Here is a 26314-nt window from a genome sequence, read left to right as displayed (position 1 = left end):
GATTAACCTGATTGTCGTGGTGGTCATTATTGATACCGCGCAGGGGCTAGTGGATAAACGATAGACAAAAGAATCACAAAACCCCCGCACTGAAAAGTCCGGGGGTTTTTTTACAACTATTAAAATAGAATTCGCATGTTGATTAGTTAATCACATCAAGCGAAAAGAACGGGAGCCGCACATGCCGTGCATTTACAGAACAACACGTAACGTTCAACGTTATGCCATTGGAGGGCGACAATGATTGGAGCAAAGCTTGTCGTAGAAGCACTAAAGAAACAAGGAATTAAGACCGTTTTTGGTTACCCAGGTGGAGCCATCATGCCGATCTATGATGCCTTGTATGAATGCGGTGTCGAACACATTTTATGCCGTCATGAGCAAGGTGCTGCGATGGCCGCTATTGGCATGTCGCGTTCTACTCAAAGTGTCGCGGTCTGCCTAGCAACATCTGGTCCGGGTGCCACAAACCTGGTTACTGGTTTAGCTGATGCATTTATGGATTCAATCCCTGTTGTTGCCATTACAGGTCAAGTAGCAAGCCCATTAATTGGTACCGATGCGTTCCAAGAAATGGATGTTATTGGGATGTCGCTTTCTTGTACCAAACACAGCTATCTCGTCACCGATATTAACGAACTTGAAGCAACATTAGCAGAAGCATTCGAAGTCGCCGTTTCAGGACGACCAGGCCCAGTAATTGTTGATATCGCAAAAGATGTACAACTCGCAATGGCACCAGTGGTGAGCAACCCCGAGATCACTCCAGCGCCAGTACCACAAGTTACAACCGATCAACTTAGCCAAGCACAAGAACTCCTAAATAGCAGTACACGCCCGGTGTTATACGTTGGTGGTGGGGTACAACTTGGCAAAGCAACGAATACTGTACGTGAATTCTTGCGCATCAACCCAATGCCTTCGGTAAGTACTCTTAAAGGGCTGGGAACCATTGAGCGTAATGATCCGCATTATCTAGGTATGTTAGGAATGCATGGCACTAAAGCCGCAAACCTTATCGTACAAGAGTCAGACTTGCTGATTGCTATCGGTGCTCGCTTTGATGACCGAGTGACTGGAAAACTGGATACCTTCGCGCCTCATGCGAAAGTGATTCATCTTGATATTGACGCTGCTGAGTTAAACAAATTACGCCTTGCGAACGTTTCTCTACGCGGTGATATTAATACCGTTTTACCTCAACTTGAAATGAGTAAAGATATTTCGCCGTGGCTCCATCATAGTGAAAGCTTACGTAGTGGTTTCAAATGGCGTTACGACCACCCAGGTGATCTGATTTATGCGCCGTTAATGCTAAAGCAACTTTCAGATATGATGCCGGACTCTAGCGTAGTCTCGACCGATGTTGGCCAACATCAGATGTGGGCAGCTCAACACATTCAGCCTCGCGAACCGCAGAATTTTATTACTTCTGCAGGCTTAGGCACGATGGGCTTTGGTTTACCAGCCGCTCTTGGGGCCGCTAAAGCACGCCCAGACGATCAATCTATTTTAATCTCTGGTGATGGTTCATTTATGATGAACGTTCAAGAGCTTGCTACCCTTAAACGCTATAACATCCCTGTGAAGATGGTCTTAATCAACAATCAACGCTTGGGTATGGTGCGTCAATGGCAGTCTCTCTTCTTTGAAAACCGCTATAGTGAAACCATTTTGGATGATAACCCGGATTTCGTCATGCTTGCGAAAGCCTTTGATATCCCAGGGAAAACTATCACTACAAAAGAAGAAGTCGAACCAGCCCTTAAAGAGATGCTCGAAAGCAAAACAGCCTACATGCTTCATATAGTTATAGATGAAGAAGAAAATGTATGGCCACTTGTACCACCTGGTGCTGCAAACAACGAAATGTTAGAAAATACTTAGGAGAACTCACTAATGGAAAGATATCTACTCGACATCAAAGCCGACGATAAACCGGTTCTATTAGAACGCGTTCTCCGTGTAGTTCGTCATCGTGGGTTTGTCATTAAGCAGGTTGCTGCGACTCAAAACCATGAAAGCAAAGTCGCCAGCGTCGAAATCATTGTCGACAGCGATCGTTCTATTTCAATGCTGGTCAATCAAATAGAAAAATTGTGGGATATTCGCTCTGTTGATGTAACAGAGATTAGTAGCAACGATTTACCAAACAACAACTTACAACAAAAGATTTGTGCCTAGTTAGTATTGAGATTCCAGGATTATTTTCTGAATAACGAAGATAATCCTCTTATCACCGACATCTAGCTCAATTTTTAACGGTATTACTCGTGCTACCGTTATGTTGAATGTTAACAACACAAAACAACGCAGGTAAAACACAATTTTGCCGTGCATTGAGGAAATTAATACGCATATGAACAGGACAGTTGCAAAGTAACTTCCCGTTTGTAACGTAGACCAAGTCACAGTGGGTAAAGTAAGCTTATGCCACTGCTTTACATTACCAATTTACCCATTAGCAAAATCATTGAGGGAATAGAGAATGCCAAAATATCGTTCGGCGACAACCACACACGGTCGTAACATGGCTGGTGCTCGTGCTTTATGGCGCGCAACAGGTGTAAAAGATGAAGATTTCGGAAAACCAATTATTGCCGTAGTGAACTCATTCACACAGTTCGTACCTGGCCACGTTCACCTAAAAGACATGGGCCAATTGGTTGCAGCTGAAATTGAGAAAGCGGGCGGTATTGCGAAAGAATTCAATACCATCGCTGTCGATGACGGTATCGCAATGGGCCATGGCGGCATGCTTTACTCTCTACCTTCACGTGAGCTAATTGCTGACTCTGTTGAGTATATGGTGAACGCACACTGTGCTGATGCAATGGTATGTATCTCTAACTGTGACAAAATTACTCCGGGAATGATGATGGCGGCTTTACGCCTTAATATTCCAGTAATTTTCGTGTCAGGTGGCCCAATGGAAGCCGGTAAGACTAAGCTTTCAGACCAAATTATTAAGCTCGATCTTGTTGATGCAATGATGCAAGGTGCCGATCCTAATGTTCCTGAAGCACAAAGCGAGCAAGTGGAACGCTCAGCATGTCCTACTTGTGGTTCATGTTCTGGCATGTTCACTGCGAACTCAATGAACTGCTTAACTGAAGCTCTAGGTTTATCTCAACCGGGTAATGGTTCTATGCTTGCGACTCACGCTGACCGTGAAGCTCTGTTCTTAAATGCTGGTAAGCGTATCGTAGAATTAACTAAGCGCTACTATGAGCAAGATGATGAAAGTGCTCTACCACGCAACATCGCTACTAAAGCCGCATTTGAAAATGCCATGGCTCTAGATATCGCAATGGGTGGTTCAACCAACACGGTTCTTCACTTATTAGCGTCTGCACAAGAAGGCGAAGTCGACTTCACTATGACCGATATTGATGCAATGTCTCGCCGTGTACCACACTTATGTAAAGTAGCACCATCAACACCGCTTTATCACATGGAAGATGTCCACCGTGCTGGTGGCGTGATGGCTATCTTAGGTGAACTAAACCGTGCTGGCTTATTAAATAGCGACACTCGCACTGTTCTTGGCATGTCATTAGAAGAGCAATTAGCTCAATACGACATCATGACGACTGAGTCTCAAGAAATTAAAGACTTCTTCCGTGCTGGACCAGCTGGAATTCGTACCACGAAAGCCTTTAGCCAAGATTGTCGTTGGGAAACTCTAGATGATGACCGCGAAGGTGGTTGTATCCGCACAAAAGAAAATGCCTTTAGCCAAGATGGTGGCTTAGCAGTACTAAGCGGCAACATTGCACTCGACGGTTGTATCGTTAAAACTGCAGGTGTTGATGAGAGCATTCTTAAATTCCAAGGCCCAGCAGTCGTATTTGAAAGCCAAGAAGATTCTGTTGAAGGCATCTTAGGTGGAAAAGTAAAAGCGGGTGATGTGGTTATTATTCGTTACGAAGGCCCTAAAGGTGGTCCAGGCATGCAAGAAATGCTTTACCCTACAACCTATCTAAAATCGATGGGATTAGGAAAAGAGTGTGCCCTACTTACCGATGGTCGCTTCTCTGGCGGAACCTCTGGTCTTTCAATCGGTCACGCATCTCCAGAAGCAGCCGATGGCGGTGCCATTGGCCTAGTTAAAGATGGTGATATGGTCACAATCGACATTCCTGGCCGTAGCATTTCACTAGAAATCTCAGAAGATGAAATGGCAAGCCGCCGTGCCGAACAAGATAAGCTCGGATGGAAACCAGTCTCTCGTGAGCGCGAAGTTTCATTTGCTCTAAAAGCCTACGCAAGCATGGCAACGAGTGCAGATAAAGGCGCGGTAAGAGACAAGTCTAAACTAGAGGGCTAGTCAAATGGGTGACGCAAAACCAACTGGCGCGGATTATCTGCGTCAAATACTGCGCGCTCCTGTCTATGAAGTGGCGTTAATTACGCCACTTCAAGATATGCCCCGCCTAGCGGAACGAATTCACAATCGAGTTCAACTCAAACGTGAAGATCGCCAACCGGTACATTCGTTTAAGCTGCGCGGCGCATACACTATGCTCACCAGCCTAGACGACGCACAAAAATACTCTGGTGTTATTGCAGCTTCCGCAGGAAACCACGCTCAAGGCATGGCTCTTTCTGGTACAAAATTAGGCATCAAAACAACAATTGTTATGCCCAAAACGACGCCATCGATAAAAGTCGATGCTGTTCGTAGTTTCGGCGGCAACGTGGTTTTATTTGGTCGTAATTTTGATGAAGCAAAAGCAGAAGCTGAGCGTCTAGCAATTGAATCAGGTTACACCTTTGTTCCTCCCTTTGATCACCCATTGGTTATCGCTGGGCAAGGTACTATCGGCATGGAAATGCTGCAACAAAATGGCCACTTAGATTATATCTTTGTCCCTGTTGGTGGTGGTGGTCTAGCGGCTGGTGTGGCTGTATTGATCAAACAGCTCATGCCTGACGTTAAAGTGATTGCCGTTGAACCAGAAGACTCTGCCTGTCTAAAAGCGGCTCTTGATGCTGGGAAACCAGTGGTGTTAGACCAAATAAGCATGTTTGCTGATGGTGTTGCCGTTAAGCGCATCGGCGATGAGACATTCCGAGTTTGTCAGAAATACTTAGATGGTCATATCACGGTATCAAGCGACGAAATTTGCTCTGCAGTTAAAGATATTTTTGAAGACACTCGAGCAATTGCTGAGCCTTCTGGCGCACTTGCTCTTGCCGGCCTAAAGAAATATGCAGAACAAAATAAGCTGGTGGATAAACAGCTTAGTGCAGTCCTATCTGGTGCCAACACCAATTTTCATGGCCTGAGATACGTTTCAGAGCGTTGTGAGCTTGGTGAAAAACGGGAAGGTTTACTTGCGGTTACTATTCCAGAAACCAAAGGGGCATTTTTCGAGTTCTGCCAAATCATTGGTGATCGCGCAGTGACTGAATTTAACTATCGTTACAATGATGATCAACTTGCCAATGTGTTTGTCGGTATTCGATTAAATGGTGGTCAAGACGAGTTAAACAGCATCATTCAAGATCTTCGAACGGGTGGGTATCCTGTTGAAGACTTATCTGACGATGAAATGGCTAAGCAGCATATTCGCTATATGATAGGCGGGAAACCATCCAAACAGCTTAATGAACGCCTCTACGCATTTGAGTTTCCAGAGTATCCAGGCGCACTAGTGAAGTTTTTAAGCACATTAGGAACTCACTGGAATATTAGCCTGTTTAATTATCGTAATCATGGTGCGGATTATGGACGAGTTTTATGTGGATTTGAGCTCACAGAAGACAATCTACCTCGTTTCTCTGCTCATTTGGTCGAACTTGGCTATCAATATAAAGATGAAACGGATAATCCTGCCTACAAATTCTTCTTATCCTGATAAATAAGAATGTTACTTTACCCAATCACTAATGTTACTAATATTTAACATTTAAGTAACATAAATCAAAAAGTAGTAGGCAAAAAAATTCCCGCTGAGTGATCAGCGGGGAAGCCCAAGAAATAGAGTAATATAGGAGTGCTATGGAAGCTGTCTGTGATTCAACTGAATGATAAGAAGTCTCTCAGACTGATATAGCCAGCAGTAATTGTTAACTATATGTTAATAATATATTACCCAACCGTTAACAAATCAAGAGGCAAACCGTCTTTTACGGTAAAATAATCTCTTGAAATGAATTTTTGTGAGTAAGCTATCACTAATGAATACTTATATAGAAAAAGCGAATGTGAAACTTGAGGCAGAAGGGCTTCGTTGTCCAGAGCCCGTAATGATGGTGAGAAAAGCAATTCGTACTATGGAAGATGGGCAAACATTGTTAGTAACTGCCGATGATCCCTCGACAACGCGAGATATTCCCAGCTTTTGTCGCTTTATGGATCATCAACTCATTTCCGCTCAAACAGAGACACTGCCTTTTCAGTATCTGATTCGAAAAGGAATGAAGGAAGCGTAAATTACTCTTCCTTCTTTCGAATCTCTTTACTGAGCTGTTCAACGTGATCGCGTAATCGGTTAACTTCTCGATGCATAGGAATAATATGTAAAATCCGCACCCACGACTCTACGGTTAAAGCCGTCAGTACAAACGCCCCCACAACCATCGGTAGCCACAGATCCGTTAAAGCCATTCCAAGAAAAGTAAGAAGTAGACCAAAGCTAAATAAGTAGCTTTGACTTTTCACGCTCATATTCATGTAACGAGTTAGCATAACTGTACTCCTTTTCGTCGATTTAGGATTCACAGGTTATCAAAACTTCATCCTTATAAATGTGTCGATTAAATGAATATGGCCGCCTTTTTGAGTAAAACCACAATTTTGAGCATCAAAAGCCCGATAAAAAACAAGAAACCGAGTTCGGATGCACTAAAACGACACGTTGAGCCTGAATTAACCAATATTACCCCTACTCCGACACGCAATATCTCGGTATACTTTATCGTTATTTTATTTCATTCATTGACAAGAATTGCGCGAACCCGACTATGCAAAAATATGACGTTAAAACCTTCCAGGGTATGATCCTCGCGCTGCAGGATTACTGGGCCCAACAAGGCTGTACCATTGTTCAACCTCTTGATATGGAAGTGGGTGCCGGAACTTCCCACCCAATGACATGTCTGCGTGCCATTGGCCCAGAGCCGATGTCTACAGCGTATGTTCAACCATCTCGTCGTCCAACCGATGGCCGTTATGGTGAGAACCCTAACCGTCTTCAACACTACTATCAATTTCAAGTAGTGCTTAAGCCATCGCCGGACAACATTCAAGAGCTTTACCTAGGTTCTTTAGTTGTATTGGGCATCGATCCAACGGTTCATGATATCCGCTTCGTTGAAGACAACTGGGAAAACCCAACTCTAGGTGCTTGGGGATTAGGCTGGGAAGTTTGGTTAAATGGTATGGAAGTGACTCAGTTTACTTACTTCCAACAAGTTGGCGGTCTTGAGTGCAAGCCGGTTACAGGAGAAATAACCTACGGTATTGAACGTCTCGCTATGTATATTCAAGGTGTTGATTCTGTCTACGACCTAGTATGGACTGATGGCCCACTTGGAAAAGTGACCTACGGTGATATTTTTCATCAAAACGAAGTCGAGCAGTCTACCTACAATTTCGAACATGCTGATGTTGATTTCCTCTTCACCTTCTTTGACCAGTGTGAAAAAGAGTGTAAACAACTCCTTGAACTCGAAAAGCCACTACCATTGCCGGCTTACGAACGCATTCTAAAGGCGGGACACGCTTTTAACTTACTTGATGCTCGTAAAGCCATTTCGGTAACAGAGCGTCAGCGCTACATTCTTCGTATTCGAGATTTAACGAAGTCGGTTGCGCAAGCTTATTATGCATCACGTGAAGCTTTGGGCTTCCCTATGTGCAAAAAGCAAGACGATAAGGCATAAGGGAATAGACTCATGGCAAAAGAATTTTTAATTGAACTTGGTACGGAAGAACTTCCACCAACTCAACTACGCACGCTCGCGCAAGCATTTTCAGATAACTTTGAAAAAGAACTAAAAACAGCAGAACTGGCTTATAGCAACATAAAATGGTTCGCGACACCTCGTCGTCTAGCCTTAAAAGTCACCGAGCTTGCCGAAAGCCAACAAGATAAAGTCGTTGAAAAGCGTGGCCCCGCGATTTCGGTTGCATTTGATGCCGATGGCAATCCAACCAAAGCAGCTCAAGGTTGGGCTCGTGGTAACGGTATTACAGTTGAACAAGCAGAGCGTTTGGTCACCGATAAAGGTGAATGGTTGCTTTTCAAACAAGAAGTAAAGGGCCAACAAACCAAAGCAGTAATTACCGATCTGGCTGCCAAAGCATTAGCCAACCTACCAATCGCAAAACCAATGCGTTGGGGCGATAAAGAAACACAATTTATCCGCCCGGTTAAAACATTAACGATCTTAATGGGTGATGAACTCATTGAAGGTGAAATCCTTGGAGTCAGCTCTGGACGAGTCATTCGCGGACACCGTTTCATGGGTGAAGCAGAGTTCACTATCGACTCAGCTGAGCAGTATCCAGCAATCTTAGAAGAGCGTGGCAAAGTCATTGCCGACTATGATGCTCGTAAAGCCACTATCATCGCTGATTCACAAAAAGCAGCACAAGCTGTGGGTGGAACCGCCGATCTTGAAGATGACTTAGTTGAAGAAGTCACCTCTTTGGTTGAATGGCCAGTAGTCCTTACCGCGAAGTTTGAGGAAAAATTCCTTAAAGTGCCGTCTGAAGCTTTGGTTTACACCATGAAAGGCGACCAAAAATACTTCCCTGTTTACGATGATAACAAGCAGTTGCTGCCAAACTTTATCTTTGTCTCGAATATCGAGTCCAAAGAGCCACGCCATGTGATCGAAGGAAATGAAAAAGTGGTTCGCCCACGTTTAGCCGATGCTGAATTTTTCTTTGATACTGACCGTAAGCAACCTCTAATTGATCACCTTCCTCTGTTGGAAAATGCTGTTTTCCAAAAACAGTTAGGAACCATCAAAGATAAAACCGATCGTATTACTGAGTTAGCGGGTTACATTGCTGAAAAAATTGGTGCCGATGTCGAGAAATCACAGCGTGCTGGTCTATTAGCAAAATGCGATCTCATGACCTCAATGGTATTTGAGTTCACTGAAACTCAAGGTGTTATGGGGATGCACTACGCTCGCCATGATAATGAAGATGAAGAAGTCGCGGTTGCACTTTATGAGCAGTACATGCCTCGCTTTGCCGGCGACGACCTACCAAGCAACGGTGTTTCTTCTGCGATTGCCATGGCTGATAAACTCGATACTATCGTCGGTATCTTTGGCATTGGCCAAGCACCAAAAGGCTCTGACCCATTTGCATTGCGTCGTGCCTCTCTCGGTGTATTGCGTATTATTGTTGAGTACGGATATCAATTAGACTTAATTGATCTAATCACCAAAGCGAAGTCCCTATTTGGCAGCAAGCTCACCAACCAAAATGTTGAGAGCGATGTCGTTGACTTTATGTTAGGGCGCTTCCGTGCTTGGTATCAAGATGAAGGCTTTAGTGTCGATGTGATTCAAGCCGTATTAGCCCGTCACCCAACCAAGCCAACAGACTTCGATCAACGCGTAAAAGCCGTATCGTCGTTCCGTGAGTTGGATGCAGCCGAGTCTCTCGCGGCCGCAAATAAGCGTGTGGGTAACATCCTAGCGAAATTCGATGGTGAGCTTACTGCTGATATCGATTTGGCATTATTAGCCGAAGATGCAGAAAAAGCGTTAGCCGAGAAAGTCGAAATTTTAGCGGAAGCATTGGAACCTGCATTTGCCACCAGCAATTACACCGAAGCACTTGCTCAACTTGCCGAACTGCGTGAGCCAGTCGATGCATTCTTCGATAATGTGATGGTGATGGTAGATGATGAAGCGCTTAAGAAAAATCGTCTCACCTTACTGAACAAGCTGCGTAACTTGTTCTTAGAAATCGCAGATATTTCAGTGTTACAGAAGTAATCTTCGAGATAGGCAGTACTTACTAAGCCCAGCATTGCTGGGCTTTATTTTTTCCAAAATACTCCTTTTCTGAACTTGGTCATTACGGTATCTTGACTCACACATCGTTCAGCATTTAACACATTTAGGTATATTCCTATGCAGTTCTCTTCCTTTGGTGAAAAATTTAATCGTTATTCTGGTATTACTCGTCTTATGGATGACCTCAATCAGGGCTTGCAAACACCAGGAGCGGTGATGCTGGGTGGCGGAAACCCTGCAAAAATTCCAGCGATGCTCGATTACTTTCACCAAGCTTGTAGCGAAATGCTTACCGAAGGTGAATTAATCGAAGCTATTACTAATTACGATGGGCCTCAAGGGAAAACCAGTTTTATTCAAGCGTTGGTGACCTTATTTAAAGAGAACTATGGCTGGGACATTAGCGAAAAGAACATCAGTTTGACCAACGGCAGTCAAAGTGGTTTTTTCTATCTGTTTAACCTACTAGCAGGACAACAAACAGATGGGTCGCATAAGAAGATTTTGCTCCCACTTGCACCTGAATATATTGGGTATGCCGACTCTGGTTTAAGTGAAGATATGTTTATCTCATATCGACCTGAAATCGAGCTATTGGACAACCGCCAGTTTAAATACCATGTCGATTTTGAATCGCTTCAAATTGATGAATCTGTAGCCGCGATTTGTGCTTCTCGCCCTACCAATCCAACCGGAAATGTCCTTACCGATGACGAAGTGAGAAAACTTGACCAACTCGCGCGTGAGAATAATATCCCATTAATTATCGATAACGCTTATGGCCTGCCATTCCCAAATATTATTTTTGAAGACGTTAAGCCTTTCTGGAACGAGAATACGATTCTCTGCATGAGCTTATCTAAGCTTGGCCTACCGGGTATTCGATGTGGCATTGTGATCGCCAGTGAAGCAATCACTCAAGCACTTAGTAATATGAATGGCATTATTAGCCTAACTCCTGGCAGCTTTGGTCCTGCTCTGGGAAAACATATGATTGATAAAGGTCAGTTGCTGAAACTGAGTAATGATATCGTCCAACCGTTCTACCAAAACAAAGCATCTCAAGTTGTCGAACAGCTGCAATCTGCGATTCCCGATCCGCGCTTTCGAATTCATAAGCCAGAAGGGGCTATTTTTCTTTGGCTTTGGTTTGATGAGCTGCCAATAAGTACCATGACGCTGTATGAAAGACTTAAAAAGCGAGGTGTGTTAGTGATCCCCGGAGAGTTTTTCTTTATTGGTCAGCCAGAAAAAGGGTGGGATCACACTCAACAATGCTTGCGAGTTAACTACGTTCAGGATAAAGAAGTCATTGATAAGGGCATTGCTATAATTGCTGAAGAAGTCCAAAAAGCTTATCAAGAGTAACTAGCGCCGCCTAGCATTTGTCCTCTTTCGCCATTCGAATACTCGATAGCCAAGCAACAATAGGACAAATGCGCCATAAACCGTTGCTTCATAGTAGCTAGAGCGAATTTGCATAATAAGGTGTACCAACGCTAATAAAGTGGCCGGGTACACCCACCGGTGCAACCGCTGCCATCGTTTACCCAAACGCTTCATCCAACCTTTAGTCGATGTCACTCCTAGTAACGCCAAAATAATCAATGCTGGCATTCCCACTAATATATATGGCCTTTTAATGGTTTCACTGACTAATAGTTCGAGATTACTTCCGAGAATAAATAGGTAATAAGAGACAAGGTGAAGAAAAGCGTAAAACAGGGAATACAAACCCAACATACGACGGTGAATCATCACCCATCGCCACTTAACCACACGAACCAATGGAGTAACTGCAAGAGTAATGAGAAGGAAGCGTAATGCCCACTCCCCTGTTGAAAGGACAATCGCTTTTGCGGGGTCGCCACCCAGAGTTTGATTTACTCCGGCAATAACCAAACTTGCCAAGGGCAATAACCCCAAGATAAAAATAACGACTCTCCGCCATCGCACTGACATTGCTTGTCCTTAGTAGTTGCGCGTTAAATCTAACCCTGTATAAAGGCTCTCAACATCATCTTTATATCCGTTAAACAGTTCCGTTGGAATAATGTTAGGACTCAATAATCCCGATGGTAAGCGTCGTTCACTTTTTTGTGTCCAACGAGGATGATCAACGCCAGGGTTCACATTCGCATAAAAGCCATACTCTGCCGGAGCCAACTGATTCCACGTTGTTTTTGGTCGAGTTTCGGTAAATTCAATTTTAACGATAGATTTGATGCTCTTAAATCCATATTTCCATGGCACAACAAGTCTAAACGGCGCACCATTTTGATTCGGTAGAGATTTACCGTATAACCCAACCGCCATCAACGTGAGTGGATGCATGGCTTCCTTAATCGTTAACCCTTCGACATAAGGCCAGTCAATAGAACTAAATAGACTCGCTTGACCAGGCATCTCTTCTGGCCGCTGTATTGAAGTAAAGGAGACATATTTTGCACGGCTTGTTGGTTCAAAACGCTTCAGCAAATTTGCCAATGGAAAACCAATCCACGGAATCACCATCGACCAGGCTTCAACACAACGAAGGCGATAAATTCGCTCTTCTAATTGAATTCCTTTCATCAAATCTTCTAAATGATAATTACCTGGATTCGCGACCTCACCACTGATTTCAACTTGCCATGGAAAAGGTTTAAAGTCTTCGCTCCGCTTGGCTGGGTCACTTTTATCAAAACCAAACTCATAGAAATTATTGTATGTTGTCGCGTTAATAAATGGGGTCAATTTGTCGTTAATATCTAACGTATTCGCACTTGCAGAGCCAATCTGCTCTTGCAGCCATAAAGGAGTATCCGGTCGCAACTCTCCTTCCGAAATACTAGGTTTTGCTTGCAACAAGCCACTGGGTAATAACGCACCAGCCCCAAGTGCGAATGAACCTTTCATAAATTGACGTCGTGAGCGGTAGATATCTTCTGGGGTAACATCCGATTCAGATAAATCTGATCGTTTCTTTATTAGCATAATACGCTCCATTGGCTTATCACATCGACGTAAGACGGATCTCCGCATTACGTTATTTACTTATTAGACGTGCTAGAACAACAAATATTACAGTTCTCAGCAAATTTTTTTAGTTTTTTTGCAAAAAAATAATTACTCATCAATATGTGACTGCAATAACAGAAAAACCACCGTGTTACCGATAACACTTGTAGTAACCCGAATAACATATTGAGATGTGCTTAGGAGGGGTTTTCATTCCTCTATTTGCTTTATTGCTACTTAAATCTTCGTTTATCTTCTCTGGAGTTTCCATGTGGTGGAAATCGCGATCTCTAACTTGAAATGAGAAAAAGTTATGAACAACAAATATGTCGTAATGGGGGTATCTGGGTGTGGAAAATCATCTATAGGCTCCCAATTAGCACAAACTCTTAATGTTCCCTTTTTCGATGGAGATGATTTTCATTCGAAACACAATGTCGCCAAAATGCAAAGTGGTCAACCACTTAACGATAATGATCGCTATTCATGGCTTCACACGCTTAATGATCTCGTTCGAGAAAAAAAGGAATTGGTACTCGCGTGCTCTGCGCTAAAACCAGAATACCGTCGACAACTAAAACAGGGGAATCCTGAATTGACGTTTATTTATCTGCAAGGAGGGTTTGACACTATTTGGGCTCGCCATCAAAAGCGAGAAAATCACTACTTCAGTGGTCGCTCGATGCTTGTGAGTCAGTTTGAAACGTTGGTAGAACCAAGTAAAGAAGAGGCATTAATTATAGATATACGTCAAACACCACAAGCTATCATAACAACAATAATTACTCAGCTAGAGTTAAATTAAGCGGCTGCAATAACCTCCCATTTAGCCGCATTGGCACTTTGGTAATAATCAGATTTGCAATATGATTGTTCTAAATCTCCTAACCTCTTGCTATTAAGTATTTCAAACCATGACAGTGAAGAAGCAACGTCCCACTCTACAAAGCATCGCTGATCAAGTTGGTGTAACAAAAATGACGGTTAGTCGTTATCTTCGAGATCCATCAAAAGTATCCCCATTGGTAGGAGAACAGATCGCTCAGACAGTTGAAGATCTCGGATACGTTCCAAATAGAGCTCCAGATATTCTCTCTAAAGCAAAAAGTTACTCCATTGGTGTATTGCTCCCTTCTTTAACTAACCAAGTATTTGATGAAGTATTAAAAGGCATAGAGACGGTTATCGAGCCCTTAGGCTACCAAGCGATGTTGGCTCATTACAGTTACAGCAAAGAGATCGAAGAAAAGCGCATTGAAACGCTTCTTTCATACAATGTCGATGGCATTATTCTATCTGAAAGCTTTCACACAGAGCGATCCATAAAAATGCTCCAAGCTTCTGGAGTTCCGATCGTCGAAATAATGGATTCAGCTTCACCTCCACTTCAGCAAGCTGTTGGATTTGATAATTACGCGACAAGCGTAACGGCGACAAAGTTACTGCTCTCTAAAAATAGAAAAAACGTTGCGTATCTTGCAGCAAGAATGGATGAGCGAACGAAACAAAAAATAGAAGGGTTTGAGCACACAGTTAAAGATGCAGGGCTTAGACCTATTGTCATTAGTACCAAACAAGCCTCATCTTATTCCGTTGGAGCAGAGCTATTTTGTTTAGCCAGAAAAGAGAACCCTAAATTGGATGGCATATATTGTACCAATGATGATTTGGCCATCGGTGCTCTGTTCGAATGCTTGAGACAAGGTTTTAAAGTACCCGAAGATATATCAATTATTGGCTTTCATGGCCACAACATTACAAAAGTCGTGTCGCCAACTCTTGCAACCGTCATCACTCCGCGAGAAGAGATGGGAAAAATTGCAGCCGAGCAATTATTAAAAAGAATTCTCAATCCAAATGAACCCATTACCGACCAGGTTATTGAACTACAAACAAAAATGTTCTTAGGTGAAAGCCTTTAAGTTATTCCCCTTTAAATATCAAAAGAGCGCCATTCAGCGCTCTTCACATCATTTAGAAAGAAATAATTAACTCTCTAGCAAATTTTTACCGTTAATCGCGATTTTTCGCGGCTGCATCGCTTCTGGAATTTCTCGTTCTAAATCAACGTGTAATAATCCATGTTCCAGAGTTGCGCCGGTAACCTTAACATAATCAGCAAGTTGGAATTTACGCTCAAAGTCTCGCTCTGCGATACCTTGATATACGTAAGACTTCCCTTCTTCTGGCTTACGCTCACCACGAACCAATAAGGTATTTTCCTGTTGAGTGATATCGATTTCTTCATCGGCAAACCCAGCAACGGCCATCGTGATGCGATACTGATTCTCAGCTTTTTGTTCAATGTTGTAGGGAGGGTATCCCGCTGAGTTACTCTTGGTGTTCGCACTTTCCATCATGTTAAATAGGCGATCGAAACCAATAGCGTTACGGTATAGGGGGGTAAAATCTACAGTTCTCATAGTACTATCCTCAATATTTAAGCAATAGTCTTAGCCAATAAGCTAAGAGGTCGTTTTTCCCTTCTTTCTTCGAACAAGAAAAACAGCTTCGTTACATTTAGCAGCCAGTTATCTCCTCTTACGAGCAAGAATGACCACATTCATGAAAGATCCAATCGGCATCTTTCTTACTTACATATATAAGGTCACAAAATGGGCTTTCAAGGTTTCAACCAAAAAAAGTTAAAAAAAATGCCACCTCGATGAGATGGCATTGATAGACGATTAGCGAAACCAGATAGGTTTATACGTCGAGGTTCGCCACTTTTAATGCATTTTCTTCGATAAATGCTCGACGCGGTTCAACTTGATCACCCATTAGTGTAGTAAACAATTCATCTGCACCAACAGCATCTTCAATGGTTACCTGCATCATACGGCGTGAGTCTGGATCCATAGTGGTTTCCCACAATTGGTCAGGGTTCATCTCTCCCAAACCTTTGTAGCGCTGAATGCTCAAACCACGGCGACTTTCGTTCACTAACCAAGCTAAAGCATCTACAAAATTAGTCACTGGTTGAGAGCGCTCTCCACGTTTAACGTATGCTCCCTCTTCGATCAAGCCATCGAGCTCTTCTGATAAGTTTGCCAGTTTTTCGTACTCTTTTGAGTTCAATAAATCGATACTCAATGGGTACTCGTAAGACACACCATGGGTACGTACTTTTATTCTAGGTGTATAGACATTCTGTTCTTCATTAAAGTCGACTGAATAAGAGTATTGGCTCGCACCCACTTCTTTTGCATTTAGCTGCTCAACGAGGCGTTTAGTCCAAGCGTCTACTTGAGACTCGTCAGTACAATCCTGTAGGCGAGAAATGTAAATAAACTCATGAATTAAGGCGTATGGATAACGACGGCTCATACGTTGGATCAGTTTTATCGATTCATTATAACGATTAACCAAACCTTCCAAAGCCGCCCCAGATAATGCTGGTGCTTCTGGGTTAACGTGCAAAGCAGCATTATCGAGAGCCAACGATACTTGATAGATATCCATTGCATCTTCATCTTTAATATACTGCTCTTGCTTACCTTTTTTCACTTTATAAAGTGGTGGTTGAGCAATATAAATATAACCGCGCTCGATAAGCTCTGGCATTTGACGATAGAAGAAAGTCAACAATAGCGTTCGGATGTGAGAACCATCGACGTCCGCATCCGTCATGATAATAATATTATGATAACGAAGCTTCTCTGGGTTGTATTCATCACGACCAATACCACAGCCTAATGCGGTAATTAGGGTTGCAACCTCTTGAGAAGACAGCATTTTATCAAAACGTGCTTTTTCAACGTTTAGAATTTTACCCTTAAGTGGCAAAATAGCTTGGTTTTTACGGTTACGCCCCTGCTTGGCAGATCCGCCAGCAGAGTCTCCTTCCACAATATATAATTCAGAAAGAGCAGGATCTTTTTCTTGGCAATCTGCCAATTTCCCCGGTAAGCCCGCTAAATCTAGTGCACCTTTACGGCGAGTCATATCACGTGCTTTGCGTGCTGCTTCTCGCGCACGTGCTGCATCAATAATTTTAGAAGTTATGATTTTAGCTTCAGATGGGTTCTCCAATAAGAAGTTCTGCAAGTTTTCACTCATTGCACTTTCTACTATTGGACGAACTTCTGAAGAAACTAAACGGTCTTTCGTTTGTGATGAAAACTTAGGATCGGGCACTTTAACAGAAATAACCGCTGTTAATCCTTCACGAGAATCACCACCTTCTGTAGAAGTCTTATTTTTACCGCTTTTAAGTTTAGCAAGCTCTTTTTCCATGTAAGCATTTAACGTACGCGTCAAACCACCACGGAAACCGGTTAAGTGAGAACCACCATCGCGTTGAGGGATATTATTGGTGAAACAGTAGATGTTTTCTTGGAAGCCATCGTTCCACTGCATCGCCACTTCAACACTTATGTCATCTTCGCCATCAACCGTAAAATGGAATATCTTCTGATGAACCGGAGATTTATTTCTGTTTAAGTATTCGATGAAAGACTGGATACCGCCTTCGTAGCAAAAGTGATCAGATTTATCTTCTTCGCGAGCATCAGAAAGCTTAATGGATACACCTGAGTTCAAGAATGATAATTCACGTAGTTTCTTTGCCAGGATTTCGTAATGAAATTCTATTTGCGAGAATGTTTCAGCACTTGGCCAGAAACGAATTTCAGTACCCGTCTCTTCTGTGTCGCCAATCACGGCTAATGGCTCGTCTGGAACACCATGGCGATAGGTTTGGCTATGAATGTGACCATTACGTTTAATCGTTAATACGACTTTCTCAGACAATGCATTTACAACCGAGACACCAACGCCGTGCAAGCCGCCTGATACTTTATAAGAGTTATCATCAAACTTACCGCCTGCGTGAAGTACTGTCATAATAACTTCAGCAGCCGATACATTTTCACCTTCGTGTAATTCGGTTGGAATACCACGACCATCATCTCGAACCGAAACAGAGTTATCTTCGTGAATCTTCACGATAATATCAGAACAGTGGCCTGCCAACGCTTCATCAATTGAGTTATCCACCACCTCAAAAACCATGTGGTGTAAGCCAGTACCATCGTCCGTATCACCGATATACATTCCAGGACGCTTACGAACGGCGTCGAGACCTTTTAATACTTTAATACTCGATGAATCGTAATTATTCGACATGAGTTACTCTCTCAACTTTATCCGTGCTCTATTTGGCCATTTTCCACATGGAACAGTCTGCTATCTGATTCAATCATGTCGCTGACTTGGCCTTCAGTAATAGAGCTTACAAAAACTTGTGCTTTGGTCGCTTTTAAACAATCCGCTAGACGTTTGCGACGTTCGCTATCTAATTCGGAAGCAAAATCATCGATAAGATAAATACATTGCTTTCCCGTCAGAGAAGTTAAATGTTCTCCTTGTGCGACTCGAAGTGCACAAACCATTAACTTCAACTGACCTCGTGATAACACATCCTCCACCGGAGTGCCGTTCACTTTAATTCTTACATCGGCCTTATTAGGGCCACTAAAGGTGTAACCTAACGCTCGATCGCGTTCAAAGTTATCTTCAAGAAGCTGTTGATAAATTTTACCTTTTTCCCAACCTCTATAATACGTTAAATGGATATCAAATTCAGGTAAAAATGTGCGGCATATGTCATGTGCTACACGAGATATTTGTTCAACATAATCTTTACGCCATTCATCCAGCAACTCAGCAAGCCGGGCAAGTTCAATATCCCATGATTTGAGTTCTCGATAACTTGTTGCATTTTTTAGTAATGCATTGCGCTGCTTACCTAAGCGACGAAATCGAGACCAAGTATCATAAAATCCAGCCTGAGTGTGAAAAACACCCCAATCGACAAATGCTCGTCGCTGCTTCGGGCCATCAGTAAGTAACTCAAACCCTTCAGGGTGAATCAGTTGCAACGGAAGTACATCGGCTAATTGAGCAATTTTTTGGCCAGATTGACCGCCTATTTTAACCTCTGAAGAACCATCTCGCTGTTTATTGATGCCGATTGGTATCTCAAATTGGTCTGAATTCAAGAATCGCCCATGAACAAACAGCTCAGAACTCTCATTTTGAATAACACGTCCAGTTAATGCACTTTTAAATGAACGACCATGCCCCAAAAAGTAAATCGCTTCCAACAAGCTTGTTTTACCGCTGCCATTGGGCCCAATAAGAAAGTTAAAGCCTGATGATAATTCGATATCACAGGCTTTAATATTTCTAAATTGTTGTATCGCTAACCGAGTTAGGGGCATGAAAGTTATAGCCTAATCGGCATCACCACATACATCGCACTTTCATCGGCCACATCTTCAATCAAGGCGCTGGCATTTCCATCCAGCATTGAAAGTCGAATTTGCTCGCAACGAAGCGTGTTAAGTACATCTAAGACATAGCTAACATTGAAACCTATTTCGATTTCATCGCCTTCATAACTCACATCCAAGATTTCTTCCGCTTCTTCTTGTTCAGGGTTATTTGCAGTTATTCGCATTTCACCATCAGCAATATTCAATCTCACGCCACGAAATTTCTCGTTCGATAAAATAGCGGCCCGTGAAAATGATTGACGCAATATATCGCACTCAGAAATAAGAGTTTTATTAGTATTTTGCGGCAATACTCGACGATAATCAGGAAAACGACCATCAATCAGTTTTGACGTAAAAATAAACTGATTAACTTGAACTCGAACATTTGAAGAACCAATCTGTAACTCCACTGGTTGCTCCGGAGCATCGAGCAACTTCACCAGCTCTAAAATACCTTTACGAGGGATAATTATTTGCGTCTGAGCATAGGTTTCAGATAATTGGGTTTGTGCAACGGCCATACGATGGCCATCGGTAGCAACGGAACGAATTGTTGATTCTTCAATATCGAATAACATACCGTTTAAGTAATAGCGAACATCTTGGTTAGCCATTGAAAATTGTGTTTTTTCAATCAAACCACGTAGCTCGGATTGGGTCAGAGTCAACGTTAACTCACTTTGCCAATCTTCAATATTAGGAAAATCATGTGCTGGCAGCGTCGCCAGTGTAAAACGACTACGTCCAGAGCGAAGCTGAACACGATCGCCTTCTAAAATAAATCGAATAATGGCGTCATCAGGCAACCCCCGACAAATATCGAGAAACTTCCGTGCTGGTACTGTAACGGCACCAGGTTCACATTCACCTTCAAGAGTAACGCTACCAACTAATTCAACTTCAAGATCTGTTGCGGTAATTGAAAGCTCCGCTCCTTCGACCTTCAACAACAAATTACCCAAAATAGGTAATGTCGCTCTTCCCCCAACCGTACCGGATACTTGTTGTAAGGATTTCATCAAATGATTACGTTCAATGGTAAACTTCATAATCTACTCTTCTGGTTCGAGATCTAAACTATATCGTATTAAATAAGAGACAACGGATTAAGATGATAAGGTTCGAACCAAGTTCGAATAATCTTCTTTGATATCATGACTTTCTTCACGAAGTTGAGCAATTTTTCGGCAAGCGTGGAGTACCGTTGTATGATCACGGCCACCAAAGGCATCACCGATTTCTGGCAAGCTATGATTAGTGAGTTCTTTAGCTAATGCCATTGCTAATTGACGAGGACGCGCCACTGAGCGAGAACGGCGCTTCGAAAGTAAGTCTGCGACTTTAATCTTGTAATATTCGGCGACTGTTTTTTGAATATTATCAATCGTGACTAATTTTTCTTGTAGAGCTAATAAATCGCGTAGTGCTTCTCTAACAAAATCAATCGTAATTGGGCGGCCAGTAAAATTGGCATTCGCGATCACTCGATTAAGAGCTCCTTCCAATTCACGAACATTTGAACGCAAACGCTTCGCAATAAAAAACGCCACTTCATCAGCTAGATGGATTTTATGGTCTTCTGCTTTTTTCATTAAAATCGCAACGCGAGTTTCTAGTTCTGGCGGTTCGATAGCAACCGTTAACCCCCAACCAAAGCGAGATTTTAAGCGATCTTCAACACCATTTATCTCTTTAGGATATCGGTCGGAAGTTAAAATGATCTGTTGATTACCTTCAAGGAGAGCGTTAAAGGTATGAAAGAACTCTTCTTGAGAGCGCTCTTTATTGGCAAAAAATTGAATATCATCGATCAACAATGCATCAACACTACGGTAGTAACGTTTAAACTCTTCAATTGCATTGTTTTGCAACGCTTTTACCATATCTTGTACAAAACGCTCTGAGTGCATGTATATCACTTTTGCGTTGGGATTATTATCGACAATGGCATTACCAACAGCGTGAAGCAGGTGAGTTTTACCTAAACCTGTTCCCCCGTATAAAAATAGAGGGTTATAGGCTGCGCCAGGATTATCTGAAACTTGTTTTGCGGCTGCTAAACCTAGTTGGTTCGATTTACCTTCAACAAAGTTATTAAATTTATGTTTTTGATTAACGTTGGAGCGGTAATTCATTTCAACAGGGGCACTTTCGTCGCCCCATGTTTTATGCACGGGTTTCTTTGCCTGAAGTTGAGCAGGCGCCGACGATTCAGCCGCAACATCGGCTTTAGTGCGAGTACGAGTGGTAACAGAAGATGGAGAAGTAGAAAGACGACCAACTTCAAAATGTAAGCTTGGAACATCATTCCCGCTAAATTCTTTTAATAAGCTATTTATGCGGTGTAGATATTTATCTCGTACCCAATCGAGAACAAAACGGTTCGGCGCATATAAAGTGAGAGTATCGTCATTTAGTTCAGCCTGTAATGGTCGAACCCAAGTACTAAACTCGATAGCTGACAGCTCTTCTTGGAATTGTTGCAAGCACTGCAACCACAGCGAAGATGACACGTTGCCCTCACTCATCATAAATGAACACGTTTAAAGACCGGCAATTTTACCTGTTGATAACTTAGATCGCCAGCGTTAGTTGCATGATCCTAAAAGAAAGATCAAAGTTATTCACACTTTTAATGCCAAATAGCCTCGATCTACACAATTTGAACAAAGGTTACCCACAAAACGATCCACAAAAAGACGATCTTGCTCTAGTTATCCCCAAGCCAGTTTGCACCTGACTGCCTCGATAGATCAAGTATCAAATGATAATTTTCTAATTTTTTTCATATTTATTCAAAGTTATGCACATTTTATCATTTATTTTTTATCTACAAGGATATTGAGCCTAACTATATATAGTTTCAATACGTTAAAGAAAAAGAAAAAATGATCAACTCATCTTATTCACCGATTTATCAATCATTATCCACATTTGATCAACATATTTATCTTCCGCAACACAGATGATCGCACGATAGATCCTTGTGATTTTGCTCGCCATGAGTATAATCCTGCCACTAATTTGGCAACAGCTGAGAATTTATTTTAAAAGATTCACCTCTGAAGCCAGCGAATCATTGACACCTAAAGTGTCTGTGATTACAATTCCGCCTCTTTGTTGAGAGGCGTCGGAATGTCTGTTCTCTTAAATTGATAATAGATGCTAGACCCACGCCGGGTTTAACAAGCCTAAAAACTACTGATCAGTAAGGTATAAACAATGAAACGCACTTTTCAACCTTCCGTTCTAAAGCGCAAACGTACTCACGGTTTCCGTGCTCGTATGGCAACTAAAAACGGTCGTAAGCTTATTAATGCACGTCGTGCTAAAGGTCGTGCTCGTCTATCAAAATAATAAATACTTATTTTGATTAAGCACACTTTTCATCGGGAGTTACGTCTGCTAACTCCCGAGCATTATCGATATGTTTTCCAGCAAGCTCATAGTGCTGGTTCGCCTCATTTCACCATCATTGCCCGTAAAAACTCTCTTCCTTATCCCAGATTAGGGTTAGCCGTTCCCAAAAAACAAATAAAGACAGCTGTCGGTCGTAATCGATTTAAACGTATTGCTCGAGAAAGTTTTCGTTTAAAACAACATCAATTACCCCATAAAGATTTTGTCGTTATTGCTAAAAAGAGCGCTCAAGAGTTAAGCAATGAGGAAATATTTAGGTTATTTGATAAATTATGGCAACGCCTGTCTCGCCCTTCGCGTGGATAGTCATTGGACTAATCCACATCTATCGATGGTTGATTAGCCCTCTAATCGGACCAAGGTGTCGCTATACCCCAACCTGTTCAATCTATGCAATAGAAGCATTAAAAGAACATGGATTTATAAAAGGGGGTTGGTTATCTGGCAAACGTCTATTAAAATGCCACCCATTAAACGATGGTGGGTATGATCCTGTTCCCCCCAAACAAAAACAAGACAGAGATAAATAACGATGAATTCTCAACGTAATCTCCTGTTAATTGCTTTAGCTATTGTTTCTTTTTTACTATTCCAACAATGGAATGTTTATAAGAACCCAGCACCTCAAGTAGTTGAACAGGCACAAACAAATGGCTCAGTACCTAGTCCTGTAGCAACCACTGATGAATTTGAAGCTCTATCTACTCAGGGGACATCAGGTGAAATAGTTACGATAACAACAGATGTTCTGACTCTGTCTATTGACACAGTCGGTGGTGATGTTATTCATGCTGACCTTAACCAATATGCTGCCGAGTTCGATTCTGAAGAACGTTTTGTTCTACTGAAAAATACTCCTGATCATAAGTTCATTGCCCAAAGCGGTATTATCGGCCCTCAGGGTATTGATCGTAGTAGTGGCCGCCCAGCGTACCAATATGCTCAAACGAGTTACACTTTGGAAGATGGTCAAGATCAAATAGAAATCCCTCTAACTTATCAAGAGAATGGGATTACCTACACCAAAACGTTTATCGCAAAACGCAACAGTTATGCTGTTGATGTAAACTTCTCGATTGATAACCAATCAGGAAGTCCTGCAGAAGTCGGTATCTATGCTCATTTACGTCAAAACCTATTAGATTCAGGAGGCAGCCTTGCAATGCCTACTTATCGTGGCGGCGCCTATTCTGCAGAAGATACTCGTTATAAAAAATTCAGCTTCAGCGATATGGAAGATCACAACCTAAATGAAACCCTGACAAATGGGCAAGGTTGGGCTGCAATGATTCAACACTACTTTGCCGCAGCGTGGGTTCCTCGTAACGCAAATAATTCAGTGCTGTTTTCTCGTATCGTAGGTAATGTTGGCGATATTGGTATTAAAGAACCAAACCGCACCATCGAAAACGGCCAAAATGCTGAATTTGACGCAACATTATGGGTTGGTCCTAAACTTCAAGACGAAATGGCTGCCGTTGCTCCAAACCTCGATCTTGTAGTGGATTATGGTTGGTTGTGGTTTATTGCAAAACCACTTCATTGGATGCTATCAACGATTCAAGGCTTCGTTATTAACTGGGGTTTAGCCATTGTTTGTTTGACGTTTATTGTACGTGGTGCCATGTACCCGCTAACCAAAGCACAATATACGTCTATGGCTAAAATGCGTATGCTTCAGCCTAAGCTACAAGCAATGCGTGAGCGTATTGGCGATGACCGTCAGCGTATGAGCCAAGAAATGATGGAGCTCTACAAAACCGAGAAAGTGAACCCACTAGGTGGCTGTTTACCAATTCTACTTCAAATGCCGATCTTTATTTCGCTGTACTGGGCATTAATGGAATCTGTTGAACTTCGCCATTCACCATTCTTCGGTTGGATTCACGATCTATCAGCACAAGACCCGTACTACATTCTACCGATACTAATGGGTATCAGTATGTTCGTCATTCAAAAGATGAGCCCGTCTACTGTAACGGATCCAATGCAACAGAAGATCATGACGTTCATGCCTCTTATGTTTATGGTATTTTTCTTGTTCTTCCCATCTGGTCTAGTTCTTTACTGGTTGGTATCTAACATCGTAACGTTAATTCAACAAACATTGATTTACCGAGCGTTAGAGAAGAAAGGCTTACACTCCAAGAAATAAATGATTTAAATAGATGATAAAGGCGGCCTAGGGGTCGCCTTTTTATTTACTGCTGATTACAATTGTCCAAATAAACAACTACAGACCACATAACTATGACTACAGACACTATCGTTGCTCAAGCTACGCCCCTCGGTCGAGGTGGTGTGGGTATTATTCGGGTTTCTGGCCCTTTAGCTGCACAAGTCGCCATTTCGATTACCGGAAAATCTTTGCGGCCACGATATGCTGAATACCTTCCATTTGTGAATGAACATGGCGTGGAGCTAGATCAAGGCATTGCGCTATTTTTTCCGAATCCAAATTCGTTTACTGGTGAAGATGTATTAGAGCTTCAAGGCCATGGAGGCCCTGTTGTCATGGATATGCTGATTAAACGAATTTTAGCCATACCAGGATTGCGAGTGGCAAGACCTGGTGAGTTTTCTGAACGAGCTTTCCTCAACGATAAGTTAGATTTAACGCAAGCAGAAGCCATTGCTGATCTCATCGATGCTAGCTCAGAAGAAGCTGCAAAGTCCGCTCTAAAATCTCTTCAAGGTGAATTTTCTTCTCGCATACATCAGCTTGTCGAATCTCTCATTTATTTACGCATGTATGTCGAAGCGGCTATTGATTTTCCAGAAGAAGAAATCGACTTTCTTGCCGATGGTAAAGTGTCGAAGGATCTTCAAGTTATTATTGATAATTTAACCGCTGTACGCCAAGAAGCGAACCAGGGTGCAATCATGCGCGAAGGGATGAAGGTAGTCATAGCAGGCCGTCCAAATGCTGGTAAATCGAGCCTTTTAAATGCCTTGTCTGGAAAAGAATCCGCGATTGTAACCGATATCGCAGGGACAACCCGAGACGTACTACGCGAACATATCCATATCGATGGTATGCCTTTACATATTATTGATACCGCTGGGTTACGTAACGCCTCTGATGAAGTTGAACGTATTGGTATTGAACGCGCATGGCAAGAAATTGAACAAGCAGATCGCGTGTTATTTATGGTTGATGGCACCACCACCGATGCAACCGACCCTAAAGATATCTGGCCTGATTTTGTCGATCGCTTGCCTAAAAATATTGGCATAACCGTTATTCGCAATAAAGCTGATCAAACCAACGAAGAATTAGGATTATCCAATCCAACATTGATCCGATTATCAGCAAAAACTGGACAAGGCGTGGATGATCTCCGGGAACATCTTAAAGAATGTATGGGATTCCAAGGAGGTCAAGAAGGTAACTTTATGGCCCGTAGACGCCACTTAGATGCACTAGAAAATGCATCCCAGCACTTGGAAATAGGTCAACAGCAATTAGAAGGCTATATGGCAGGAGAGATTTTGGCTGAAGAGCTAAGACTGACTCAACAGTATCTCAACGAAATAACTGGTGAGTTCAGCTCTGATGATTTGCTAGGTCGAATTTTCTCATCATTCTGCATAGGTAAGTAATCACTTACTATCACTTT

Annotated in this window: 23 protein-coding genes; 15 read left to right on the top strand and 8 right to left on the bottom strand. The window is 42.4% G+C overall.

Features of this window, described 5'->3' with window-relative positions; translation table 11 throughout:
* The first annotated feature begins 240 nt into the window (after positions 1-240).
* From ilvG to tusA, 5 genes are all read left to right on the top strand, one after another.
* Entirely contained in the window at positions 241-1887 is a 1647-nt protein-coding gene (ilvG, locus tag ACXJY6_RS18030; RefSeq protein WP_458769170.1) for an acetolactate synthase 2 catalytic subunit, read from the top strand.
* A gap of 12 nt (positions 1888-1899) precedes the next feature.
* Positions 1900-2184, top strand: coding sequence for an acetolactate synthase 2 small subunit (ilvM, locus tag ACXJY6_RS18025; RefSeq protein WP_456052916.1), 285 nt, complete (start codon positions 1900-1902; stop codon positions 2182-2184).
* Positions 2185-2488: 304 nt separating this feature from the next.
* On the top strand, positions 2489-4330 hold the full coding sequence (ilvD, locus tag ACXJY6_RS18020; protein WP_456052917.1) for a dihydroxy-acid dehydratase: 1842 nt from the start codon (positions 2489-2491) through the stop codon (positions 4328-4330).
* A 4-nt stretch (positions 4331-4334) separates the two neighbouring features.
* Positions 4335-5864, top strand: a complete 1530-nt coding sequence (gene ilvA, locus ACXJY6_RS18015) for a threonine ammonia-lyase, biosynthetic (RefSeq protein ID WP_458769169.1) — start codon at positions 4335-4337, stop codon at positions 5862-5864.
* Between the two features lie 322 nt (positions 5865-6186).
* Positions 6187-6441: a sulfurtransferase TusA gene (tusA, locus tag ACXJY6_RS18010; RefSeq protein ID WP_456052961.1), complete on the top strand. Its 255-nt coding sequence runs from the start codon at positions 6187-6189 to the stop codon at positions 6439-6441.
* Between the two features lies 1 nt (position 6442).
* On the opposite strand, the gene ACXJY6_RS18005 is transcribed toward tusA, so the two are convergent.
* Positions 6443-6697, bottom strand: coding sequence for a hypothetical protein (locus ACXJY6_RS18005; RefSeq protein ID WP_456052919.1), 255 nt, complete (start codon positions 6695-6697; stop codon positions 6443-6445).
* Between the two features lie 275 nt (positions 6698-6972).
* Here ACXJY6_RS18005 and glyQ point away from each other — a divergent pair, with 275 nt between their 5' ends.
* The 3 genes from glyQ to ACXJY6_RS17990 all read left to right on the top strand — a co-directional run bounded on the left by glyQ (position 6973) and on the right by ACXJY6_RS17990 (position 11361).
* Positions 6973-7893, top strand: coding sequence for a glycine--tRNA ligase subunit alpha (gene glyQ, locus ACXJY6_RS18000; protein WP_458769168.1), 921 nt, complete (start codon positions 6973-6975; stop codon positions 7891-7893).
* 12 nt (positions 7894-7905) lie between these two features.
* Positions 7906-9972: a glycine--tRNA ligase subunit beta gene (gene glyS, locus ACXJY6_RS17995; RefSeq protein ID WP_458769167.1), complete on the top strand. Its 2067-nt coding sequence runs from the start codon at positions 7906-7908 to the stop codon at positions 9970-9972.
* A gap of 138 nt (positions 9973-10110) precedes the next feature.
* A complete protein-coding gene (locus tag ACXJY6_RS17990; protein ID WP_458769166.1) occupies positions 10111-11361 on the top strand; it encodes a valine--pyruvate transaminase in 1251 nt (416 codons plus the stop codon).
* On the opposite strand, the gene ACXJY6_RS17985 is transcribed toward ACXJY6_RS17990, so the two are convergent.
* Together ACXJY6_RS17985 and msrP are read right to left on the bottom strand one after the other, a co-directional pair.
* Positions 11362-11955 carry a protein-methionine-sulfoxide reductase heme-binding subunit MsrQ gene (locus tag ACXJY6_RS17985; RefSeq protein ID WP_458769165.1) on the bottom strand — a complete coding sequence of 198 codons (594 nt, stop codon included), beginning with the start codon at positions 11953-11955 and terminating at the stop codon, positions 11362-11364.
* Between the two features lie 9 nt (positions 11956-11964).
* Positions 11965-12969: a protein-methionine-sulfoxide reductase catalytic subunit MsrP gene (msrP, locus tag ACXJY6_RS17980; RefSeq protein WP_458769164.1), complete on the bottom strand. Its 1005-nt coding sequence runs from the start codon at positions 12967-12969 to the stop codon at positions 11965-11967.
* Positions 12970-13306: 337 nt separating this feature from the next.
* Between msrP and ACXJY6_RS17975 the strand changes: the two genes are divergently transcribed.
* Together ACXJY6_RS17975 and ACXJY6_RS17970 are read left to right on the top strand one after the other, a co-directional pair.
* Positions 13307-13798, top strand: a complete 492-nt coding sequence (locus tag ACXJY6_RS17975; RefSeq protein ID WP_456052925.1) for a gluconokinase — start codon at positions 13307-13309, stop codon at positions 13796-13798.
* Positions 13799-13907: 109 nt separating this feature from the next.
* Positions 13908-14915, top strand: coding sequence for a substrate-binding domain-containing protein (locus ACXJY6_RS17970; RefSeq protein ID WP_458769163.1), 1008 nt, complete (start codon positions 13908-13910; stop codon positions 14913-14915).
* Between the two features lie 66 nt (positions 14916-14981).
* On the opposite strand, the gene ACXJY6_RS17965 is transcribed toward ACXJY6_RS17970, so the two are convergent.
* The 5 genes from ACXJY6_RS17965 to dnaA form a co-directional block, all read right to left on the bottom strand.
* Positions 14982-15416 (bottom strand): Hsp20 family protein, encoded by a 435-nt coding sequence (locus ACXJY6_RS17965; protein WP_456052927.1) that lies wholly within the window; start codon positions 15414-15416, stop codon positions 14982-14984.
* A gap of 283 nt (positions 15417-15699) precedes the next feature.
* A complete protein-coding gene (gene gyrB / locus ACXJY6_RS17960; RefSeq protein ID WP_458769162.1) occupies positions 15700-18120 on the bottom strand; it encodes a DNA topoisomerase (ATP-hydrolyzing) subunit B in 2421 nt (806 codons plus the stop codon).
* Positions 18121-18137: 17 nt separating this feature from the next.
* Positions 18138-19217 carry a DNA replication/repair protein RecF gene (recF, locus tag ACXJY6_RS17955; RefSeq protein WP_456052929.1) on the bottom strand — a complete coding sequence of 360 codons (1080 nt, stop codon included), beginning with the start codon at positions 19215-19217 and terminating at the stop codon, positions 18138-18140.
* Between the two features lie 5 nt (positions 19218-19222).
* On the bottom strand, positions 19223-20323 hold the full coding sequence (gene dnaN / locus ACXJY6_RS17950; protein ID WP_456052930.1) for a DNA polymerase III subunit beta: 1101 nt from the start codon (positions 20321-20323) through the stop codon (positions 19223-19225).
* A 57-nt stretch (positions 20324-20380) separates the two neighbouring features.
* Positions 20381-21787, bottom strand: coding sequence for a chromosomal replication initiator protein DnaA (gene dnaA / locus ACXJY6_RS17945; protein WP_456052932.1), 1407 nt, complete (start codon positions 21785-21787; stop codon positions 20381-20383).
* A gap of 709 nt (positions 21788-22496) precedes the next feature.
* Between dnaA and rpmH the strand changes: the two genes are divergently transcribed.
* From rpmH to mnmE, 5 genes are all read left to right on the top strand, one after another.
* Positions 22497-22631 carry a 50S ribosomal protein L34 gene (gene rpmH, locus ACXJY6_RS17940; RefSeq protein WP_458769161.1) on the top strand — a complete coding sequence of 45 codons (135 nt, stop codon included), beginning with the start codon at positions 22497-22499 and terminating at the stop codon, positions 22629-22631.
* A gap of 45 nt (positions 22632-22676) precedes the next feature.
* Entirely contained in the window at positions 22677-23000 is a 324-nt protein-coding gene (gene rnpA / locus ACXJY6_RS17935) for a ribonuclease P protein component (protein ID WP_456052962.1), read from the top strand.
* On the top strand, positions 22967-23224 hold the full coding sequence (gene yidD / locus ACXJY6_RS17930; protein ID WP_456052934.1) for a membrane protein insertion efficiency factor YidD: 258 nt from the start codon (positions 22967-22969) through the stop codon (positions 23222-23224). Before rnpA ends, yidD begins: the two co-directional genes overlap by 34 nt.
* Before the next feature lie 2 nt (positions 23225-23226).
* A complete protein-coding gene (yidC, locus tag ACXJY6_RS17925; RefSeq protein WP_456052935.1) occupies positions 23227-24849 on the top strand; it encodes a membrane protein insertase YidC in 1623 nt (540 codons plus the stop codon).
* A 95-nt stretch (positions 24850-24944) separates the two neighbouring features.
* Positions 24945-26297 carry a tRNA uridine-5-carboxymethylaminomethyl(34) synthesis GTPase MnmE gene (gene mnmE, locus ACXJY6_RS17920; protein WP_456052936.1) on the top strand — a complete coding sequence of 451 codons (1353 nt, stop codon included), beginning with the start codon at positions 24945-24947 and terminating at the stop codon, positions 26295-26297.
* Positions 26298-26314: the final 17 nt, after the last annotated feature.

It is taken from the genome of Vibrio phycocola, from assembly GCF_054404255.1.
This window is presented reverse-complemented; position numbering and strand designations above follow the sequence as displayed.

Excerpts from the sequence above, each read along its gene's own strand:
- ilvG (WP_458769170.1), top strand. The coding sequence starts at position 241 with ATGATTGGAGCAAAGCTTGTCGTAGAAGCACTAAAGAAACAAGGAATT.
- ilvM (WP_456052916.1), top strand. The coding sequence starts at position 1,900 with ATGGAAAGATATCTACTCGACATCAAAGCCGACGATAAACCGGTTCTA.
- ilvD (WP_456052917.1), top strand. The coding sequence starts at position 2,489 with ATGCCAAAATATCGTTCGGCGACAACCACACACGGTCGTAACATGGCT.
- ilvA (WP_458769169.1), top strand. The coding sequence starts at position 4,335 with ATGGGTGACGCAAAACCAACTGGCGCGGATTATCTGCGTCAAATACTG.
- tusA (WP_456052961.1), top strand. The coding sequence starts at position 6,187 with ATGAATACTTATATAGAAAAAGCGAATGTGAAACTTGAGGCAGAAGGG.
- ACXJY6_RS18005 (WP_456052919.1), bottom strand. The coding sequence starts at position 6,697 with ATGCTAACTCGTTACATGAATATGAGCGTGAAAAGTCAAAGCTACTTA.
- glyQ (WP_458769168.1), top strand. The coding sequence starts at position 6,973 with ATGCAAAAATATGACGTTAAAACCTTCCAGGGTATGATCCTCGCGCTG.
- glyS (WP_458769167.1), top strand. The coding sequence starts at position 7,906 with ATGGCAAAAGAATTTTTAATTGAACTTGGTACGGAAGAACTTCCACCA.
- ACXJY6_RS17990 (WP_458769166.1), top strand. The coding sequence starts at position 10,111 with ATGCAGTTCTCTTCCTTTGGTGAAAAATTTAATCGTTATTCTGGTATT.
- ACXJY6_RS17985 (WP_458769165.1), bottom strand. The coding sequence starts at position 11,955 with ATGTCAGTGCGATGGCGGAGAGTCGTTATTTTTATCTTGGGGTTATTG.
- msrP (WP_458769164.1), bottom strand. The coding sequence starts at position 12,969 with ATGCTAATAAAGAAACGATCAGATTTATCTGAATCGGATGTTACCCCA.
- ACXJY6_RS17975 (WP_456052925.1), top strand. The coding sequence starts at position 13,307 with ATGAACAACAAATATGTCGTAATGGGGGTATCTGGGTGTGGAAAATCA.
- ACXJY6_RS17970 (WP_458769163.1), top strand. The coding sequence starts at position 13,908 with ATGACAGTGAAGAAGCAACGTCCCACTCTACAAAGCATCGCTGATCAA.
- ACXJY6_RS17965 (WP_456052927.1), bottom strand. The coding sequence starts at position 15,416 with ATGAGAACTGTAGATTTTACCCCCCTATACCGTAACGCTATTGGTTTC.
- gyrB (WP_458769162.1), bottom strand. The coding sequence starts at position 18,120 with ATGTCGAATAATTACGATTCATCGAGTATTAAAGTATTAAAAGGTCTC.
- recF (WP_456052929.1), bottom strand. The coding sequence starts at position 19,217 with ATGCCCCTAACTCGGTTAGCGATACAACAATTTAGAAATATTAAAGCC.
- dnaN (WP_456052930.1), bottom strand. The coding sequence starts at position 20,323 with ATGAAGTTTACCATTGAACGTAATCATTTGATGAAATCCTTACAACAA.
- rpmH (WP_458769161.1), top strand. The coding sequence starts at position 22,497 with ATGAAACGCACTTTTCAACCTTCCGTTCTAAAGCGCAAACGTACTCAC.
- yidD (WP_456052934.1), top strand. The coding sequence starts at position 22,967 with ATGGCAACGCCTGTCTCGCCCTTCGCGTGGATAGTCATTGGACTAATC.
- yidC (WP_456052935.1), top strand. The coding sequence starts at position 23,227 with ATGAATTCTCAACGTAATCTCCTGTTAATTGCTTTAGCTATTGTTTCT.
- mnmE (WP_456052936.1), top strand. The coding sequence starts at position 24,945 with ATGACTACAGACACTATCGTTGCTCAAGCTACGCCCCTCGGTCGAGGT.